Origin of the sequence: Nostoc sp. NMS9 (genome assembly GCF_017114995.1) — a bacterium.
Lineage (GTDB): Bacteria > Cyanobacteriota > Cyanobacteriia > Cyanobacteriales > Nostocaceae > Nostoc.
The window spans coordinates 37,135-56,695 of the sequence record NZ_JABXKL010000099.1 but is presented as its reverse complement, the minus strand read 5'-3'; the positions used below and the strand labels follow the sequence as shown (position 1 = coordinate 56,695).

General features: G+C 43.5%; 13 protein-coding genes and 3 pseudogenes. 10 read left to right on the top strand and 6 right to left on the bottom strand.

The window, feature by feature from the left end:
• The first annotated feature begins 40 nt into the window (after positions 1 to 40).
• The 3 genes from HWQ40_RS32830 to HWQ40_RS32820 are packed head-to-tail and all read left to right on the top strand — an operon-like array spanning position 41 to position 6,137.
• A complete protein-coding gene (locus HWQ40_RS32830; protein ID WP_292786190.1) occupies positions 41 to 2,302 on the top strand; it encodes an ATP-binding protein in 2,262 nt (753 codons plus the stop codon).
• Positions 2,299 to 2,772, top strand: a complete 474-nt coding sequence (locus HWQ40_RS32825; RefSeq protein WP_292786188.1) for a response regulator — start codon at positions 2,299 to 2,301, stop codon at positions 2,770 to 2,772. The genes HWQ40_RS32830 and HWQ40_RS32825 overlap by 4 nt, the downstream gene beginning before the upstream one ends.
• Positions 2,773 to 2,774: 2 nt before the next feature.
• Complete coding sequence (locus HWQ40_RS32820; RefSeq protein WP_292786185.1) at positions 2,775 to 6,137, top strand: response regulator; 3,363 nt, start codon at positions 2,775 to 2,777, stop codon at positions 6,135 to 6,137.
• 10 nt (positions 6,138 to 6,147) lie between these two features.
• On the opposite strand, the pseudogene HWQ40_RS32815 reads toward HWQ40_RS32820, so the two are convergent.
• The 3 genes and pseudogenes from HWQ40_RS32815 to HWQ40_RS32805 all read right to left on the bottom strand — a co-directional run.
• A pseudogene (locus tag HWQ40_RS32815) lies at positions 6,148 to 6,513 on the bottom strand (Uma2 family endonuclease); the annotation flags it as partial.
• An 862-nt stretch (positions 6,514 to 7,375) separates the two neighbouring features.
• Entirely contained in the window at positions 7,376 to 9,142 is a 1,767-nt protein-coding gene (locus tag HWQ40_RS32810; protein ID WP_292786184.1) for a ShlB/FhaC/HecB family hemolysin secretion/activation protein, read from the bottom strand.
• Positions 9,132 to 9,638, bottom strand: a complete 507-nt coding sequence (locus tag HWQ40_RS32805) for a hypothetical protein (RefSeq protein WP_292786183.1) — start codon at positions 9,636 to 9,638, stop codon at positions 9,132 to 9,134. The genes HWQ40_RS32810 and HWQ40_RS32805 overlap by 11 nt, the downstream gene beginning before the upstream one ends.
• Before the next feature lie 70 nt (positions 9,639 to 9,708).
• Here HWQ40_RS32805 and HWQ40_RS32800 point away from each other — a divergent pair.
• From HWQ40_RS32800 to HWQ40_RS32780, 5 genes and pseudogenes are all read left to right on the top strand, one after another.
• Positions 9,709 to 9,876: pseudogene (locus tag HWQ40_RS32800) on the top strand (IS4 family transposase); the annotation flags it as partial.
• 181 nt (positions 9,877 to 10,057) lie between these two features.
• Complete coding sequence (locus tag HWQ40_RS32795) at positions 10,058 to 10,816, top strand: sucrose-phosphate phosphatase (RefSeq protein WP_292786182.1); 759 nt, start codon at positions 10,058 to 10,060, stop codon at positions 10,814 to 10,816.
• A complete protein-coding gene (gene ruvA / locus HWQ40_RS32790; RefSeq protein ID WP_099101282.1) occupies positions 10,816 to 11,448 on the top strand; it encodes a Holliday junction branch migration protein RuvA in 633 nt (210 codons plus the stop codon). Before HWQ40_RS32795 ends, ruvA begins: the two co-directional genes overlap by 1 nt.
• A 187-nt stretch (positions 11,449 to 11,635) precedes the next feature.
• Complete coding sequence (gene bioF / locus HWQ40_RS32785) at positions 11,636 to 12,799, top strand: 8-amino-7-oxononanoate synthase (protein ID WP_292786180.1); 1,164 nt, start codon at positions 11,636 to 11,638, stop codon at positions 12,797 to 12,799.
• Positions 12,800 to 12,880: 81 nt separating this feature from the next.
• Positions 12,881 to 13,084 carry a hypothetical protein gene (locus HWQ40_RS32780; RefSeq protein ID WP_292786179.1) on the top strand — a complete coding sequence of 68 codons (204 nt, stop codon included), beginning with the start codon at positions 12,881 to 12,883 and terminating at the stop codon, positions 13,082 to 13,084.
• Positions 13,085 to 13,213: 129 nt separating this feature from the next.
• Here HWQ40_RS32780 and HWQ40_RS32775 read toward each other — a convergent pair whose 3' ends face one another.
• Positions 13,214 to 13,540, bottom strand: a complete 327-nt coding sequence (locus HWQ40_RS32775) for a response regulator (protein WP_334985238.1) — start codon at positions 13,538 to 13,540, stop codon at positions 13,214 to 13,216.
• A gap of 688 nt (positions 13,541 to 14,228) precedes the next feature.
• Here HWQ40_RS32775 and HWQ40_RS32770 point away from each other — a divergent pair.
• Positions 14,229 to 18,473, top strand: a complete 4,245-nt coding sequence (locus HWQ40_RS32770) for a PAS domain S-box protein (RefSeq protein ID WP_292786178.1) — start codon at positions 14,229 to 14,231, stop codon at positions 18,471 to 18,473.
• A 131-nt stretch (positions 18,474 to 18,604) separates the two neighbouring features.
• On the top strand, positions 18,605 to 18,772 hold the full coding sequence (locus HWQ40_RS32765; RefSeq protein ID WP_292786176.1) for a hypothetical protein: 168 nt from the start codon (positions 18,605 to 18,607) through the stop codon (positions 18,770 to 18,772).
• Positions 18,773 to 18,783: 11 nt separating this feature from the next.
• On the opposite strand, the pseudogene HWQ40_RS32760 reads toward HWQ40_RS32765, so the two are convergent.
• Positions 18,784 to 19,005: pseudogene (locus tag HWQ40_RS32760) on the bottom strand (GNAT family protein); the annotation flags it as partial.
• The gene (locus HWQ40_RS32755) at positions 18,989 to 19,309 is read right to left on the bottom strand and encodes a hypothetical protein (protein WP_292786175.1); all 321 of its coding nucleotides are present in this window, start codon (positions 19,307 to 19,309) and stop codon (positions 18,989 to 18,991) included. The pseudogene HWQ40_RS32760 and the gene HWQ40_RS32755, both read right to left, overlap by 17 nt.
• Between the last annotated feature and the right edge of the window lie 252 nt (positions 19,310 to 19,561).

The following is a 19,561-nucleotide window of genomic DNA, read 5'->3' as shown; positions in this document are numbered from 1 at the left end:
TTTATCCCAGAGTTTTAATGAGGAGTTTGAGAAACTGAGAATGACTGATGAGATCATTGATTTGACAAACTGCGATCGCGAACTGATCCATATTCCAAGTCTGATTCAGCCTCACGGGGTTTTACTAGTTTTGCAAGATCCTACTCTGGAAATCCTTCAGGTGAGCAGAAACACCCAGGAATTTGTTGGTCGTCAACCTGAAGAATTGCTGAACAAGTCGCTGTCAGATTTACTCGATGCCAAGCAGATTAAGCTGATTCAACAATGTCTGGCAGAGAATTTTGAGAGCGTTAATCCCCTTAACCTGTCTATCAAATATCTGAATAAATTAATTTTTTTTGATGGCATTGTACATCGTTTAGATAATATCATTATTCTGGAATTAGAGCAGAAAAAAGCGAAGGGCAAAACAGGCTTTTTTGACTTCTATCAACAGGTAAGAGGAACGATTACCCGTATTCAGAAAGCACCAATGCTGCTGGAAATGTGCCAGATTGTGGTTACAGAAGTCCGGCGAATCACTGGCTTTGATCGCGTCATGGTCTATCGATTTGATCAGGAAGGGGCAGGCAGGGTAATCGCTGAAGAAACCAATCAGGAAACGCCCTATTTGGATTTACACTATCCGCCCTCTGACATTCCCAAGCAAGCCCGACAGCTATACACTCTCAACTGGCTGCGGCTGATTCCAGATGCCAGCTATCAGCCTGTCGCCTTAATTCCAGCGAACAATCCCTTAACAAATCAACCGCTGGATCTCAGTTTATCGGTGTTGCGGAGTGTTTCTCCGATTCATCTAGAGTACCTGCAAAATATGGGCGTGACCGCCTCTATGTCTATTTCTCTGATGCAGGATCAAAAGCTTTGGGGATTGATTTCCTGTCATCATTCCTCGCCCAAATATGTTTCTTACAATATCCGCACTATGTGCGAGTTCATTGGACAGGTGATGTCTGTAGAACTGGCAAACAAAGAAGCCAGTGAAGATATTGATTACAAAAGGCAATTGAAATCATTGCAAACTCAATTTGTGGAAGGTTTGTCTCAGGCTGAGTGTTTCTTGGATGGGATGGTGCAATTAAAATCTCAATTACTGAATCTGACCAGTGCCACGGGAGCGGTGATATGCAGTGGCAACCAGTGTATTCGAGTGGGTAAAACGCCATCAGAGGAAGAGGTTCACGCCTTACTTGATTGGATTAAACCTCACCTGTATCATAACTTGTTTGAGACCCGATCACTCACGAAAGATTACCCAGCCGCCGAGTCATTTAAAGCGATCGCCAGTGGCGTTTTAGCCCTAGAAATTTCTAGAGTTCATCACAATTACATTCTCTGGTTTCGTCCAGAAGTAATTCAAACGGTGAATTGGGGCGGCAATCCCAACAAGCCTATGGAAGTTTTGTCAGATGGCAGTTTCCGAATGTCTCCCCGCAAATCCTTTGAATTATGGCAAGAAACAATGCAAGGGTATGCCCTACCCTGGAAACCCTGTGAAGTTGAAGCGGTTGCTGAACTGCGAAGCCTGGTTGTGGGCGTTGTGTTGCGGCAAGCAGACAAACTGGCATCGATGAATTTTGAATTACAACGGAGTAACGAAGAACTCGATTCCTTCGCCTACGTTGCCTCCCATGACCTGAAAGAACCGCTGCGGGGAATTTACAACTATGCTAACTTCTTAATGGAGGACTATGCAGACGTACTGAATGACGATGGGATTGCGAAACTCCAAACCCTGGTGCGGCTGACGCAGCGAATGGAAGACCTGATTAATTCACTTCTTCATTTTTCCAGATTGGGACGCGCCGAACTGATCCGGCAACCAGTTAATCTGAATGAGTTAGTGCAGCAGGCAATCACCACGTTGACTATTGCTCGACCGCAGCAGAGTGAAGTTGAGTTTCGCATTCCTCAACCCTTTAAGAACGTTGAATGCGATCGCGCTCAGATCAATGAACTCTTCACCAACCTGATCAGCAACGCTATTAAGTATAATGATAAACCTGAAAAGTGGGTGGAAGTTGGTTTCATCGAAGAAAATAGGGAAAGAAGAGTAGCTTCTACTTCTGTGACTTTTTACGTTCGTGATAACGGCATTGGCATCCCCGAAGAACATCTCGAAAAAATCTTTCAGATATTCCGCCGCTTACATGGACGAGATGACTTTGGCGGTGGAACTGGGGTAGGGTTAACCATAGCCCGCAAAATCGTGGAACGGCACGGTGGTAGAATTTGGGTGGAATCTACCCCAACTCTTGGTAGTACGTTTTACTTCACCCTGTCAGTGGAGGCAAATACATGACTAGCTTTTCAGCTTCTCCTTTCAGGGAAACACCATTACTTTTAATTGTGGAGGACAGCAACGAAGATTTTGAGGCACTGCAACGATTTCTAGGGCGATCTACCATTGCGATCCCCATTCAGCGGTGTGTAAATGGGGAACAAGCTTTGGCGTTTCTTTATCGAACTGGCAGCTATGTTGAACGCGAAAGTGCGCCCCGTCCAGGCTTGATTGTGCTTGATTTGAACCTGCCTGGAACCGATGGACGAGAAGTGTTGCGCCGAATTAAACAGGATGACAACTTAAACATGATTCCGGTCGTGGTGTTTACCACCTCTAACAATCCCAAAGATATCGAAGTATGCTATCGATATGGAGTCAACAGTTACATCGTTAAGCCGATCAATTTTGCTCAACTGAAACGAGATATTCAGATGCTGGTAGAGTATTGGTTTGAAGTGACGACACTGCCCGATTGCCCGAAGGATTAGTTATGAGTCAGAGATCGCGCATTGTCTTAATTGTCGATGATTCGCCAGAAGATCGAGAACTCTATCGGCGGTGTTTGCTGCGCGATCGCGAGTATTCCTATACACTTTTAGAAGCAACTTTAGGACGGCAAGGACTAGAACTTTGGCAGCAACACCAGCCCGATGTTGTGTTGCTTGATTATCGACTGCCCGATGTGGACGGACTGGAATTTATCGCTCAATTGCAATCCCTGAGCCAACAGCCGTGCTTACCTGTGATTGTTGTTACAGGCCAGGGCAATGAGGCGATCGCAGTTCAGGCGATGAAAGCGGGCGCACAAGATTATTTGGTCAAAGAACAAATTACCCCAGAAGGGCTGCAAATAGCAGTAAATGGGGCAATTGCAACAGTGCAGTTACGCACCCAACTGCAACAGCGTATTGACCGAGAGCGCGTAGTCGCACATATTACCCAGCAAATTCACCAATCGCTGAATCTAGATGAAATTCTTCAGACAACCGTAGCGCAAGTCCGGCAGTTTCTCCACACCGATCGCGTCCTGGTTTTTCGATTAAAACCTGACGGGGATGGCACAGTAGTAGCAGAATCCGTTGGGGCAGAGTGGCGATCACTGCTCTTTGCGACGATCCACGATCCTTGCCTAGCTGAGAACTACCTCGCATGGAATCGACCGGAAAATTTAAGCTCCGATCCCGCTTTTGTCAAGAATTATATCGAACGTGATCATCAGGGTTGCGTAACTGCAATATCTGATATTCAGGATAGCAGTATTGACCGATGCCACGTTGAATTGCTGGCTCAGTTTCAAGTGAAAGCTAATCTGGTCGTGCCAATTCTGCAAGACAACCAGTTTTGGGGATTGCTGATTGCTCATCATTGTGCTTCCCCTCACTCGTGGCAACCCTTAGAGATTGACTTGCTCAAAGAACTGGCAATTCAGGTAAGTATCGCGTTGCGACAGGCAGAACTATATCAGCAGGCACAGCATGAACTAAAGGAACGCCAACAGGTAGAAGCGGAACTGCGCCAGAGCGAAGAACGGCTACAATTAGCACTCTCAGCCTCTCGGATGGGAACGTGGAACTGGAACATCAAAACGGGAAAAATTTCCTGGTCAGATAACCTGGAAGCCTTATTTGGAATGCAACCAGGAGAGTTTGACGGCTCATTTGATATGTTTGTCGCGCGATTGCACCTTGACGATCGCGATCGCGTGCTGGCAGCTGTAGCTCGTGCTGTCGCCACCGGAGAAGACTATGACATTGAATTTCGGGTAGTCTACCCAAACGGTAGAATTCGATGGGCACTGAGCCAGGGCAAGGTGTTCTACGACCAACACAGACAACCAATTCAGATGGCGGGTATCGATCTAGATATTACCGAACGCAAACGGTCAGCCGAAGCTCTGCGCGAGAGTGAGGAACGTTTTCGGCAGCTTGCAGAAAATATTGATGCGGTGTTCTGGATTAGAGAAGTGGCGGAAAACCGAGTCAGCTATGTCAGTCCTGCCTACGAACGCCTGTGGGGATTGAACCCGCAGGAATTGTATCAAGGACAACAAGCATGGGTCGATCGGATTCACCCGGAGGATCGAGAATCGACCCAGAGAGCATTTCAGGAAAAAGCTGTCGCAGGTAAATTTGATGAGCAGTATCGGATTATTTTACCTGATGGTAGTATTCGCTGGGTTCACGATCGCTGCTTTCCACTGCGAGATGAAACAGGAGAGATTTATCGGTTTGCAGGTATTGCCGAAGACATCAGCGATCACAAACGCTCTCTTGCAGCCCTGCGCCAGAGTGAAGAATTTAAAAACCGCATTTTAGACAGCAGTTCTGATTGTATCAAGGTATTAAGTCTTGATGGGCGGCTCCTGTATATGAATACAGGTGGACTGTGTTTGATGGAAATTGACGACTTAAATTATCTCAATACTGAATGGCTCTGTTTCTGGGAAGGCAGCTATCGGCAAGAAGCAGAGCAGGCACTCGCTGCCACTAAAGCAGGCCAAGTCAGCATTTTTCACGGATACTGCCCAACTGTAAAAGGCACTCCGAAATGGTGGGAAGTGGTCGTTAGCCCGATTCTGGATGCCTTTGGGCAGGTGGAACGAATTTTATTGATTTCACGAGACATCACCGATCGCAAACAAGCTGAAATCGAACGCGATCGCCTATTGCAACTAGAACAAGCAGCAAGAGCAGAAGCCGAACGCGCTAATCGGATCAAAGATGAGTTTCTGGCCATTCTCTCCCACGAATTGCGATCGCCTCTCAACCCGATTCTCGGCTGGACAAAACTGCTGCAAACCCGCAAATTTAGTGAAGCTAAAACGGCTGAAGCTTTAGCCACCATTGAACGCAACGCCAAACTGCAAACTCAACTGATTGATGACTTGCTGGATGTAGCCAAGATTCTGCGCGGCAAACTCAGCATAGATGCGGCTCCTGTGAATTTGGCATTTGTGATTGAATCTGCGATCGACACAGTAAATACAGCAGCCCTTTCCAAATCAATTGTGTTGCATTCAGTACTGCCAAATATTGGGCAAGTCTCTGGAGATTCTAACCGCCTTCAACAGATCGTTTGGAATTTACTTTCCAACGCGATCAAGTTTACCCCCAAGGGAGGACGAGTAGAAATCAGACTAGAGCGAGTTGACGATCAGGCACAGATTAGCGTCAGTGACACTGGCAAAGGCATTAACCCAGATTTTCTCCCGTATATTTTTGAATCATTTCGTCAGGAAGATGTTTCAATTACTCGCAAGTATGGGGGGTTAGGATTAGGGTTAGCGATCGTCCGGCAGTTGGTTGAGGCTCACGGCGGCACCATCGCGGCTGATAGTCCTGGTGAAGGCTTGGGAGCGACCTTTACAGTCCAGTTGCCACTGCTGAATGTTCAACCGGAAATCAAGCAGACAGATGAGTTGTCACAACCAGCACTCGAACTCACAGGGATTAGAGTTCTCACAGTTGATGATGACCCCGATGCCCGTGAATTATTAACAGTATTGCTTGCTGAATACGGCGCGCAAGTCCTGACTGTTGCCTCTGCGACGGAAGTATTGGCAAACCTAGAATCCTTTCAACCCGATGTCTTAATCAGTGATATTGGGATGCCCGAAGTCGATGGCTATTCTCTGATCCAACAGATCCGCGCTTTAACCGCCGAAAAAGGGGGAAAGATTCCTGCGATCGCTTTGACTGCTTATGCCAGAGTTGATGATTACCAACGAGTGATAAACAGTGGCTATCAACGGCACGTTACCAAGCCCCTCGATCCAGAAGAGTTAGTTCAAGCTGTGGTGGCACTGGCGCAGACGAAACTAAATTCTACCATCCCTCAAAATGATTCAGTTTAAACCTTTTTAACTACTTATCTGCTGAACTTAGCCCTTTCTGCAACACTGCTAAAACTTGTTGCATATTTCCCGCAACTAATGCTGATGCATCAAGCCACAATCCCGGAAACACTTGACTTTGAATTATGCCTGACGCATTTGGTATCAGCGCTACGTATTCACCATTTTGCAAGCTGAACCAACTAACAGTCCGCTCAAAAACCTGCCAAACAATATATTCCTGAATGCCATTGCGACGATAGGCACGTTTTTTATCATACAAATCTTTGCTAGCACTACTGGCGGCAACTTCTGCTACTAATTCTGGAGCACCTTCCACGTAACCATCAGTACCCAGATGAGATGATCCGCCACACGCTGAATCAATTAACAAAATTGATTGTATCGTAGTGCATTAAGCGAAAGAGACGTAGTACTAAGTCTCTACATTGTTTTTCGGTGCTAAGTCTCTTTCGACATCGCTCAAATTTAAACATTAGTTGTCAAAAATTGAGCGTTTGCAGCTAATATTCTTCCATATATAAGAAACGCTTAAGTATTTGCAGCAAATGTATAATTAGTTCTTGCAAACACTTAATACTTTGCAACAAATGCTCTTCCATGTATAAGAAACGTTTAAGCATTTGCAGCAAATGTATAATTAGTTCTTGCAAATGCTTAATGCTTTGCAACAAATGCTCTTCCATGTATAAGAAACGTTTAAGCATTTGCAGCAATCATTGTAATGAACTTATAAATCTATTTATTTCCTGAAATATAACAGATATCCTAAGAAGCTACGGTGTACACACAAGTCCTAAAAACCTGGTTTGATGAGGCTTGACTCGTTCCCAGGCTGCGCCTGGGAATGCATTCATTGAGTCTCTGACTCAATGTTTTGACTGGAGGCGGAGCCTCTAATAAGCCATTCCCATGCTCTGCATGGGAGAGATAAAGACTGCATATTAGCGATCGCTCTTTCTGCAACTGAGTTTAGCTGTGGGAAAAGATTTGTTGATTCAGTTAGGGCAGGGTGGAAATATATGAGTAAAGGGTAAGAGGATGTTTGAAAAGTCATGATTGATGTATCAAATATTTTTTTACCCCTCCCTAACCCTCCCCAATACATACGGGGAGGGAACCGGATTTTTCTTGTTTCCCCCCTTGTAAAGGGGGGACTAAGGGGGGTAAAAACGCAATTAAAATCACAGACAATCACTTTTCAAACAACCTCTTAGCCTAAATTTTAACTTTTGAAATTAAAATAAATTATATTCTACAAAAAAATACAAACCATTTTCTTGCCATGTATTACGTGAAGTATCAACAGAAACTAAAGGAATACCCCACTCAACAGCAGCAGTAAAATTATTACCTTGTAACCACCGCAAACCCAAACCAACAGCAGCTAGAGTGTTAATATTATTTTCATATCTATTGGATGAATTACTCCAAGCACTACCAACATCAACAAAAGGAGTCACTTGTAGAACTCCCTTCCAGGAAGGTAGATGTAAAATTGGTAGTCGTAATTCAGCAGAAGCAAGAGCGCCATTATCTGTCGATAACAAATCTTGACGGAATCGTCGAACACTATTTACACCACCTAAACCAAATTTTTCTGAAGCTAAAAGTGTTGTGGAAGCTAGTTGCACATCGCCACGAATCAAAAGTAGGGTATCAGGAGCTAATAGGCGTACCCATTGTGCTTGGCCTCGCCAAGCGAAAAAACGGCTATCAGGAGCGGTATCATTGATTGTGGCATTGAATGCATCAATTCCCAAACTAAATTGAGAACGAGCGGCAATTACTTCTTGGCTATTACGGGAAATCCATTCTTGGAAGAATCGCAGGGCAGATACTCTGGTGCGTCCTTGTGCATCAGCTCCTAGTGAGAGGTCAGAAAGGGGGATACCATATTCTTCTAGAAAAGAAGAGGAAACCTTACTTTCTCTATGATAAGCAGTGATTCCAAGGGCGAATTCTTGGTTAGGAGTTTGGAGTAGTGGCTGGCGGAATGTGAGTTCGTAACGTTCGAGGGTTGATTCAATATCTAGGATATTAAAAGGACGTTCAATAAAATTGGCTGGTCTATTACCATAGCGGAAGGTGAGAGTGCCATTGTGGGGATTGAGGGGTAAGCTGTAACTGGCATCTATAGCATTACTGCCATCAGTATTGCTGTATGCTAACGATATACTATCTCCAATTCCCAGTAAATTGGATTCCTTAACTTGCAGTTGGCGACGAAAGCTACCAGAATTAGGGGGAGGACGATTGTCCAGTACTATTTTTGTATTAAATGTATCTGCCTCAGTTACCTTGATGGCTAGTAAACTAGTATCGGTTCGTGAGCCAGCAAACAGTTCAGCAGACAAGCTTTTAATTAAAGGATTAAGCTGTAATAGTTGCAGAGACTGTAATAGGCGTTTTTGATTCAAAGGGGTGGATGCACCATTAGCTATACGACTGCGAATATAATTTGGGTTAAGTCGCCTAGTACCAGTGACTTGGATATCCTCTAATTTGCCTTCGATTACCTGGATTCGGACAACACCATCTGTGAAAGTTTGTTCAGGAATATAAGCTTCAGAAGTAATGTATCCCTTTTGATTGTACAATTCGGTAATTTTGGAACGAGCTTCTAATAATTGTGCAAAAGTAATCGGCTTGTTGATAAAGTCCTTAAGTACCTCATTCAACTTTTTTTGGCTAAAAACCGTACTACCAACGACTTCAAACTGTTTAACAGTGAAAGTGTAGGGAATTTCAGGGAGTGGTTGCTCTAGTGTGGGTAGCCCTTGATCTGGTTGGAGTAATTGGGATGGAGGGGGTAGTTGCGGTGCTGGAGACGGTGGTGTTGATTGTGTTTTAGTTGGTGGCTGGACATCCTGCACTCGCCCAACTAACCCAAGCGAGGGAGAATTGTTTTGAGATAACTGCGCCTTACCAGGTGTAGTTGTGATGCTGTTAAACAACATCAGCAAACAAGACATGGCAAAAGTATGAGTAACTTTAGCTACCATAACACTGCATAGGCTTTTGCCTGGAAGTATAAGGAGTAAGAGTGGTTGGATTAGCACTAAAAACTATTTGTCCAAAGGCATTTAGCGTCACTCCTGTGGCCTCAACAATACGTTTAGGAATATAAATAGTTGGTTTAATCCTGACAGGTAGTAGGGAACGCTTCTTGTTGCTGGGTTTAAGAGATACCCAATCTATTCGTATTGCATCAGGGTTGAGAATATCTTTAGGATTGGATGGTAAACCGCCGCGTCCGAGAATAACAAACTTGCTTTGAGCATAACCTGGACTGTAGCAGCTTGGCCCAAAAATAATTTCATTCGGGTTGAGAAAAAACAAGTTAGGAGAGCCATTGTCTTCAATCAAATCGTTGTCAATCCCGCTAATCGAGGTAAGTTGAGATTGAGCAAAAACACGCCCTTGCAAAGAAACAATAAACATACCCGTCAAAATTAGAGAACTATACCAAAACCGCCAATTTTGAGTTATTCCTGACATAACACCCCTCAATTAATCAGTAATTTGACCGTGGGTAGTAGTGCATAGTAACGATCAACTAAATAAGTTTCTGGCGGATTTTCGCCTCCTTAATCCTGACTCTGGCATTATTGACCTGAAGGCTCACTATCGTGGCTTTCGATATGTCCATGAAATATTAAAAATGCTTCCAGAAATCCCTGAGCCTCTTTTATTAACTCAGATTTTTGCCAAGCTTACATCTTTAGGTCGTATCCATCCCGTTTCTACTGGCTTTGAACCCTCGGAAATTGGCAAAGGTATTGACCTTTTACTGACAATAATTCTAACTATCCTTAATCTCGAATTGAATGTCTGGCATATTTTGTTTTTAGCAAACAAATCTCTTGCAAAAGTCCCTTCGCGCGGTAAAATAACAAAATTTTGCAAGAGGTCTAACCATGAAAGCATTTCTTTTTGTAACCGATTTAGATGACACCCTCGTGTATCGCACCGTCGGTGATGACAGCGCTTTACCAGAACTAAATCAACTGCTGGAGAGACATCGCCAAGAATACGGTACTAAAATCGTTTATTCTACCGGGCGATCGCCTGTACTTTACAAAGAACTCCAAGCTAAAAAAAATCTTTTGCAACCGGATGCCCTCGTCCTATCTGTGGGTACAGAAATTTACCTTCATGGTACTGATACTCCAGACTCAGATTGGTCAGAAATCCTCTCTCCGGGATGGGAACGGGAAACTGTATTATCTATTACGAAAAAATATCCTGAGTTAGTTCGGCAACCAGATTCAGAACAGCGTCCCTTCAAAGTGAGTTATTTCCTAGAACAAGAAGTATCTGCGAATGTTCTACCACAACTTGAAGCAGAGTTGCAGAAATCTAAATTAAATGTAAAGTTAATCTACAGTAGCGGTATTGACCTTGACATTGTACCCCATAGCAGCGATAAAGGTCAGGCAATGCAGTTTTTACGCCAAAAGTGGAAATTTGCAGCAGAACAAACAGTTGTCTGTGGTGATTCGGGTAATGATATTGCTTTATTTGCTGTAGGCAACGAACGGGGAATCATTGTGGGGAATGCCCGCAAAGAGTTACTCCAATGGCACAATGAGTATCCCGCAGACTATCACTACCTGGCTTCATGTTTTTGTGCAGGTGGAATTATCGAAGGCTTAAATTATTTTGGTCTCTTGTAATGATTAGTTATTTAAAAGGTATAGTCGCTGGTATCCAAACAATTGGCGCTAATCGCGTGATTCTGACTCTGGAAGTGAATGGCTTGGGGTATGATTTGCAAGTTCCCCAACGGCTAGCAAACCAGTTACCAGAGTCGGGAGGAGTAACGCAAATTTTTACCCATTTGCAAATTCGTGAAGAAGTGCCCTTTCTTTATGGCTTTGCTTCCCCAGCCGAACGCGATTTATTTCGCCACTTGCTGACTGTCACAGGTATTGGTGCAGCCTTAGCGATCGCACTCTTAGACACTCTGGAACTACCAGATTTAGTCCAAGCAATTATCGCTGGCAATACACAAATCTTGATTCAGGCTCCCGGTGTCGGTAAAAAAATCGCCGAACGCATCTGTTTGGAACTGAAAAGCAAATTAGTCGAGTGGCGCAAATCAGCCGGGTTCTTCGTCGCCACAGGGGGGCCTGCACCAGGAATTCTCGAAGAGGTGCAAATGACCCTCTTCGCCTTGGGATATACTGCCCATGAGGTCAGTCACGCTCTGCATGTGGTCAGCGAAGACATCGGACTACCCAAAGATGCCTATGTCGAAGATTGGATTAAACAAGCGATCGCTCATCTCAGCAGCGAACAAGTTTAATTGTCATTTGTCATTGGTCATTTGTCATTGGTCATTTGTCATTAGTCATTTGTCATTGGTCATTTGTCATTGGTCATTTGTCATTAGTCATTAGTTATTAGTTATTTCTTATTACCCCCTGCTCCCCTGCTCCCTGCTCCCCTGCCCCCCTGCTCCCCTGCTCCCCTGTCTTCACTCCAAACTCCCCATGCCCACCGATCCTTATGCTTGGCTAGAACAGTCCTTAGCAACAATTCATCGGGCAGACTGGTATCGTTCAGTACAACCGATCAATGGTCGTCCGGGTGCAACGGTGGTTTTAGCTGGGCAAGAGGTAATTAATTTTGCCAGCAATGACTATTTGGGATTGGCTGGAGATGAGCGTTTAATGGCAGCGGCGACGGCTGCGATCGCTGAATTTGGCACTGGTAGTACTGGTTCGAGATTACTCAGTGGGCATCGGGAATTGCACAGGGAGCTAGAGTCGGCGATCGCATCTACCAAACAAACAGAAGATGCCTTGGTATTTAGTTCCGGGTATCTAGCGAATTTGGGTGCAATTACCGCCCTCGTTGGCAAGCGTGATTTAATATTCTCTGACCAGTACAATCATTCCAGTCTTAAAAATGGAGCGATTCTCAGCGGTGCAGCAGTTGTGGAATACCCACACTGTGATATGGCAGTATTAAAAACTCAGTTGAACCAGCAGCGGCAAAATTATCGGCGCTGTTTGATTCTTACTGATACCGTCTTCAGCATGGATGGCGATTTATGTCCGTTGCCTGCACTGTTGGATCTCGCTGATGAATTTAGCTGTATGCTGCTAATCGATGAAGCTCATGCCACTGGGGTACTAGGAAAAACTGGCGCTGGATGTGTCGAACATTTTGGGTGTACAGGAAAGCAGTTAATTCAAGTTGGCACCTTGAGTAAAGCTTTAGGTAGTTTAGGCGGGTACGTAGCAGGAAGTAGCACTCTAATTGACTTTTTGCGGAACCGCGCACCCAGTTGGATTTATACCACTGGGCTTTCACCTGCGGATACAGCCGCGGCCTTAGCAGCAATCAAGATCGTGCAACAAGAACCGCAACATCGTGCCCAATTGTGGGGGAATATACATTACTTGAAAACTTTGCTGCAACAGTTACCTAACCTGAAATTACTGCCTTCTGAATCACCCATATTATGTTTTCAATTGCCTAATGCCACAGATGCACTTAAAGCGGGAAAACAGCTAAGAGATGCTGGCATTTTTGCCCCAGCAATTCGTCCCCCCACAGTGCCCACAAGTCGAATCAGAATATCTGTGATGGCAACTCATGAAGTAGTACATATTCAAAAATTGGTAGCAGTATTAAAGGATGTCAGCTGACGACAGTAGGGCATTGGACATAATGAACGGAGTTCTGAGGTGGATGAACCGAGTTCCGAGGTGGATTAATCCAGTTCAAAGGTGGATGAACGGAGTTCTGAGGTAGATGAACGGAGTTCTGAGGTGGATGAACGGAGTTCTGAGGTGGATGAACGGAGTTCTGAGGTGGATGAACGGAGTTCTGAGGTGGATGAACGGAGTTCTGAGGTGGATGAACGGAGTTCTGAGGTGGATGAACGGAGTTCTCAATCTCCAATCCCTTTTACAAAACTGGCAATTGATTAAACAAGATCCAATAAAAACCAAGCTGTTGGACTGCTTGGTTAAATTGTTCAAAATCAACAGGTTTGACGATGTAGCTATTCACCCCAAGCTGGTAACTCTCGATCATATCCCGGTCTTCAGCAGAAGAGGTCAGCACCACAACTGGATCATTTGTGTGCGTGGATCAGACTTGAGTTCCCGTAAAACTTCTAATCCACTTACCCTTGGCAGTTTCAAATCTAGCAAAATAACTTTGGGTTGATTCCTCATGCTACGGTGGGTGTACTCTCCCCGACAAAAGAGAAAATCTAGGGCTTCGGCTCCATCTTGAAGTAGTTGAATATTGTTGCCAATTCTACCGCGACGCAATGCTCGGATAGTTAGCTCGGCATCAGTAGGATTATCTTCAATTAATACAATGGAAATTGGTTGCTTTAAAGATGGGTCATTGGGCTGATCGATGGGTTGTTCACTCATGGGTTAATTTACCCTTGAAGGGTGAAATAAAAGGTTGCACCTAATGCCATTTTTTCTATTAGTGCAGTCGCCTGAGCTATACTCAAGTTTTTTGAGCTTTTAATCCTTTGTTTTGCAGATTTAAAACCTGATGTCATCAGACTGATCCGTTAAGTAAGATAGACGCTTTGCTTTTCAGGGTACTACTAAACGTCTTTAATACTTAAATCATTTCCACGAATCTATAATTGTGCAAAATAATCTGTAAATTTAGCTACAAAATTAGATGCGCTTACCCTGGAATTTGGCCAAGGTTATGTGTTCTCTAAACCTCTAAGATATGAGACAGCAGAAGTACTTCTAGCAAGTTAAACTATGTATTTATCCTCTGGTGAATCCGACAACAAATGAGCTAATGAAAAAAGCAGAAAAAGCTCTTACCCAGATATTATTCTATAATTTTTGTTATAAATTAATTAGCTTCATGTTTGTATTTAGTATTTTACATTAGTAAAACAGTGTCATTTATCTTGAGGGATCGAGCTAAATTTTTACTTTGCATATCAGATAACTAACAACTTAACCTCTGGCAAAAGAGGTTTTTCTAATTCACCAAAAATCTATCTGTAGATAAGTTACTAAAATTTACAAACTAGCTTAGGGTATCTACAGCCTCTGCAATGAGTATTGGTTTTTCCAAGAACTTTTCATGCCCCATATTCATTATTCTCAGTTATTGCGTTATGGCATCGTTGTATTAATTGTCGCACTAACATTAGTGCTAATTTTGATGCTAGACCCCTGGTTAAGCATGAGTGAAACTCCTTTCCTGCTGTTTTTTAGCGCTGTTATGGTGAGCGCTTGGTATGGTGGTTTGAAATCAGGGCTATTAGCAACTTCCTTGTCTGCGTTACTGAGCGATTACTTCTTTCTCCCTCCAGCTTATGAGCTTAGTTTTGACTTATCCAATTTTGTGCGAATTGGGTTATTTGCATTACAAGGATTGCTCTTTAGTATCTTATGTGAGGCATTAAAAACTGCTAAAAAACGGATTGATGAAAATCTCCAAAAGCTAAGAGTTAGTGAAGAACGATTTCGATTAGCTTTAAGTAGTTCAGATATTGTGGTCTTTCAACAGGATCGTGATTTGCGATATCAGTGGATTCATAATCCTCAAGGTCTAGACACTGCTGAGGAAATGTTAGGTAAGTCTGATGATGAATTATTTTCACCCTCAGTAGCAGCGCAATTGCAGGCAATTAAGCTAAAGGTAATAGAGACTGGTGTTGCAACCCGTGAAGAAGTTTATCTGACAACTTCTGGAGAAGACTGTTTTTATGATTTGCTAGTTGAACCACTAAGGGATGCAGACAATAGCATTTTAGGTATTACCTGTGCAGGTGTGAATATTACTGAGCGCAAGCAGGCTGAGGAAAAACTACACTATATCGCCCAAATTAGTAGTTTACTCTCTACTTCGTTAGATTATGAACAAACCTTAGAACAGATCGCCAAAATTTCAGTTCCCCAGCTTGCTGATTGGTGTAGCGTCGATATTTTAAATGAAGATGGTTCTATTCGCCGCCTACCCATTGCCCATGTAGACCCATCGAAAGCGGAGTTAGCGCGTAAACTTCAGGAGTATGTGACAGATTACAAAGGTGCAAGTGCAATTACTAGAGTACTGCAAACTGGGCAAAGTGAATTGATCTCAGAGGTATCTGACTCGCTATTAGTAGCAACTACTCAGAATCAGGAACACTTAGAACTTGTTCGGCAATTGGGGATGAAGTCTGTAATGATTGTGCCGTTAATCGCAAAAGGGCGCATACTCGGCTGTATTACCTTTATCAACACCCGATCGGATCATCGCTACGATCGCACTGACCTAACTTTAGCAACAGATATTACTCATCGTGCTGCCTTAGCGGTGGAAAATGCCCAACTTTATCGAGACATCCACCAAGCTTTAGTCCATTATGCTGAATCGCTATCTCTTCTAGATGCGCTGTTAGAAGCGGCTCCTGTTGCCGTATGCTTTTTGGATCGGGAACTGCGATATATCCGCATTAATCAAGTTTTCGCCCAGATTAACGGTTTAGCTATAGAAGAACATTTAGGACGCAAATTTAGGGAAGTGTTGCCAGCGATGGCGGCTGAGTTAGAGCCACAGTTACAGCGCGTGTTAGATACTGGAGAACCCCTGCTGAATATGGAAATCAGCGGTGAGACAAGGGAGCAACCCGAACGTTACGGTTACTGGCTGGGCAACTATTACCCAGTTCATAACGCAATGGGTGAAACGGTAGGAATTGGAATTATTTTGGCAGATGTGACAGCAGCAAAGCAAACAGAAGTTGCTTTGCGAGAAAGCGAAGAAAGGTTTCGGGCAATGTTCAATCAGGCAGCTGTCGGTATTACTCTAGTAGGGTTGGATGGACGATTTCTGCAAATTAATCCTGCCCTATGCGAAATTACTGGGTATAGCCATGAAGAGTTAATTCAAATGAACTTTCAGGAAATTACCCACCCTGACGACTTAGAAGTTGATTTGGAAAATGCTCGGCGAGTTTTAGCAAAAGAAATTAGTGGTTATTCCCTAGAGAAGCGCTACATCCGCAAAGATGGTTCCATAGTTTGGGCAAACCTAACCTCATCAGCAGTTTGGGATGCTAAGGGAGTTCCAATGTATGCATTAGGGATTATTGAGGATATTAGCCATCGCAAACGAGTTGAAGCCACACAAAACTTTTTAGTCGAAGCCAGCACCTTACTAGCTGCCTCATTAGATTATGAAATCACCTTGGAAAATGTGGCAAATCTAGCAGTTCCAACTTTAGCCGATTTGTGCATTGTAGATGTCTTCCAGGAAGATTGGTCAAGTAAACAAATTGCGATCGCAATTGCCGATCCCACAAAACTAAATATTTTAGACGAAATCCGACGGCGTTATCGACCCCAAACCAGAGCCAAACAGCTTTTACGGCAGCTAAGGTTAGGAATATCTGTCTTTTATCCCGAATTATCTGACTCACATCTTCTACAGATGTCTGAAGACAACGAACATCGGCAATTGCTGCAAAGTCTGGGTATTCGTTCTCTAATGGTGATTCCAGTTCGTTCTCGCGGGCAATTATTTGGAGCAATCTCTTTTTTTACCGCCGAGTCAGGTCGGTACTATCAACAAACAGACTTGGCTTTAGCAGAGGATATTGCTCGGCGGGCAGCGACAGCCATCGACAACGCCAGACTTTACCAGGAAACTCAACGGTCTGTCAATCGCACAGTACTTTTACAAAAAATAACTGCTGCCTTCTCAGAAGCCTTAACTCCCCAACAGGTGGCTGATGTAGTGGTGAACCAAGGCATTGCCGCCTTGGAAGCTACTGGTGGTTCCGTTGTCTTACTTACTGAAGGAAATACTACCCTAAAAGTTGTGCAAGCAATTGGCTATCCGCAAACGCTCATAAATACTTCGACAAGTTTTCCGATCGCAGCACCTAACCAAATAGCAGAAACAGTCAGAACTGGGCAGCCGATTTTTTTAGAAAATTTAGCAGCCATGATTGCTAGATATCCCGACTTAGCAGATGTTGTCACTGTTATAGCGAATAATGCCTGGGCTTCCATTCCCTTAATAGTAGAAGGTAAAGTAATTGGGGCTTTGGGATTAAGCTTTACTACTGGACAAATATTTAATGAAGAAGACCGGGGATTTATGTTGACACTGGGACAGCAGTGTGCGCAAGCGATCGCTCGCGCTCAACTTTACGAAGCTGAAAAGACCGCAAGGGCACAAGCTGAGACAGCTAACCGCATTAAAGATGAATTCCTCGCTGTCCTTTCCCACGAACTCCGAACTCCCTTGAATCCGATTTTAGGGTGGGCAAAGTTACTCAGAACCCGCAAGTTTGACGAAGCTACTAAAATCCGAGCATTGGAAACAATCGAGCGTAATGCTAAATTACAAACCCAATTGATTGGAGATTTACTTGATGTTTCGCGGATTTTACAAGGTAAGGTTAGGTTAAATCTCCATGCAGTCGATTTAAAAATAGCGATCGCATCTGCATTAGAAACGGTACGTTTAGCAGCAGAAGCCAAATCAATTCAAATTCAAACGGTGTTAAGTAATGATATCGGCAAAGTTCTCGGCGATGGCGATCGCTTGCAACAAGTGATGTGGAATCTCCTCTCCAATGCCGTTAAATTCACACCCACAGAAGGACTTGTAGAAGTGCGTCTAGAGCAAGTTGGTTTAGATGCTCAAATCCAGGTAATTGATACAGGTAAAGGAATTAACCCAGAATTTTTGCCCTACGTCTTTGATTACTTCCGCCAAGCAGATGCTAAAACAACCAGAGTATTTGGCGGATTGGGATTAGGACTGGCAATTGTGCGCCATCTTGTAGAACTTCATGGTGGTACAGTTCAGGCAGAGAGTCTGGGAGAAGAACAAGGGGCTACCTTCACAGTTAAATTACCTTTGCTTAAAAATTCTGAGTTGCGAATCAGCAGTAGTGAGGCTTCTCAACCAGAACTCAATACTGAGGAGACATTACTTGCTGGAGTGCAAATCCTGCTTGTGGACGATCAAGCTGATGTGCGAGAGTTTTTTAACTTTGCGCTGGAACAATATGGCGCGACGGTAACAGCAGTTGAATCAGCAGATGAAGCGCTGCAAACATTAGTGCAATCAAAGCCAGATATCCTCTTAAGCGATATTGGAATGCCCTTGATGGATGGGTATATGTTGCTACGTGAGGTGAGAAAATTACCGCCAGAGCAAGGCGGACAAATTCCCGCGATCGCTTTAACTGCTTATGCTGGAGAAATTAACTACAACCAAGCAATGGCAGCAGGATTTCAAAAACACCTACCTAAACCCGTCGATCCAGTGGATTTAGCTACAGCGATCGTTAGTCTCATTGGACACACTTCACCTTCAGAGTAAATCAACTCTTCAATTTCTCTTCTTTCCTTTAGAAATTAAATATGTATTTTTTATTTTTCTTCAGAAATTTGCCATTTGCAAATTGATGTTATAAATTGGTGCTCAGGTTTTAATCAGAGATTTATTTACCAATGAAAACCCAACAGTTCAGTTCAACAACCCTAGAAAATAGACCTACCAAGACGAAAAAACAGTCTTTTCCTGGTATGAGTATTGGTACTCCTAAAGTACCATTCCCTAAATGCCATAAAATAGCACAACAACATGAGTTACTTAGTGACTGGGAACACGCGAGTTGAAACCATGTAAATTAAAGGGGTGATGATTTCTTTGGCTCTATTGCCATAAGCCAACAATCTGAGTATTTTCCTTCATGCAGTTCATGTGCGGGCAATAGCTTTACCTTCACAAAACCAGATTTCTCATAGCAGCGAATAGCACGAGAATTGTCAACGTGCGGATCTATGACAATTTTATCAGCTTGCCGCTGTTCAAAAAGATAGTTGATAACTATCTCAAGAATTGTTTCTAATTAACTGCAAAAGTATTGATTCAAGGCTTTGTAATGCAGCATTAGTAGTGCGTTGATGTTCTTCAAAATTATGCTGGTGTTGTTCATGACTATCACGTAACTCAAGCAATACGTCATCCAAAATTGCACTACGAGCTAAAACACGGTCAACATTATCTGTAAGGTTGTTAACACTCGCTGTAAGCTCTCTCATTTCCTGCCTTAGTTCATCTACTTGTGTCTGGGTATTAGCTTGTCTTTCAGCTAATCCTAAAATTATTTGTTCAGCACGGTCTAGTCGGCTAGGGAAAGGTGTGTCGGTCATTTTCTTTGTGTTTAACTCCTACAATTTTACTTTTTTATTTGATTTAACGTGAGTTCGACGCATAGGAAAGCGCAAAAAGCTTGCTATGTATAAATTTGCTCAACTGAGCATTCTTCAGGCGATGTCTACGACAAGCCGCTTCTCTACGTTCGCGTAGCGTGTCGCAGACAGACGCTCCGCGAATGCGTCTACGCGACGATTGATTGAGAATCGGTAAAAAAGTAACAAAAAATGCCGAGACTAAAAATATCA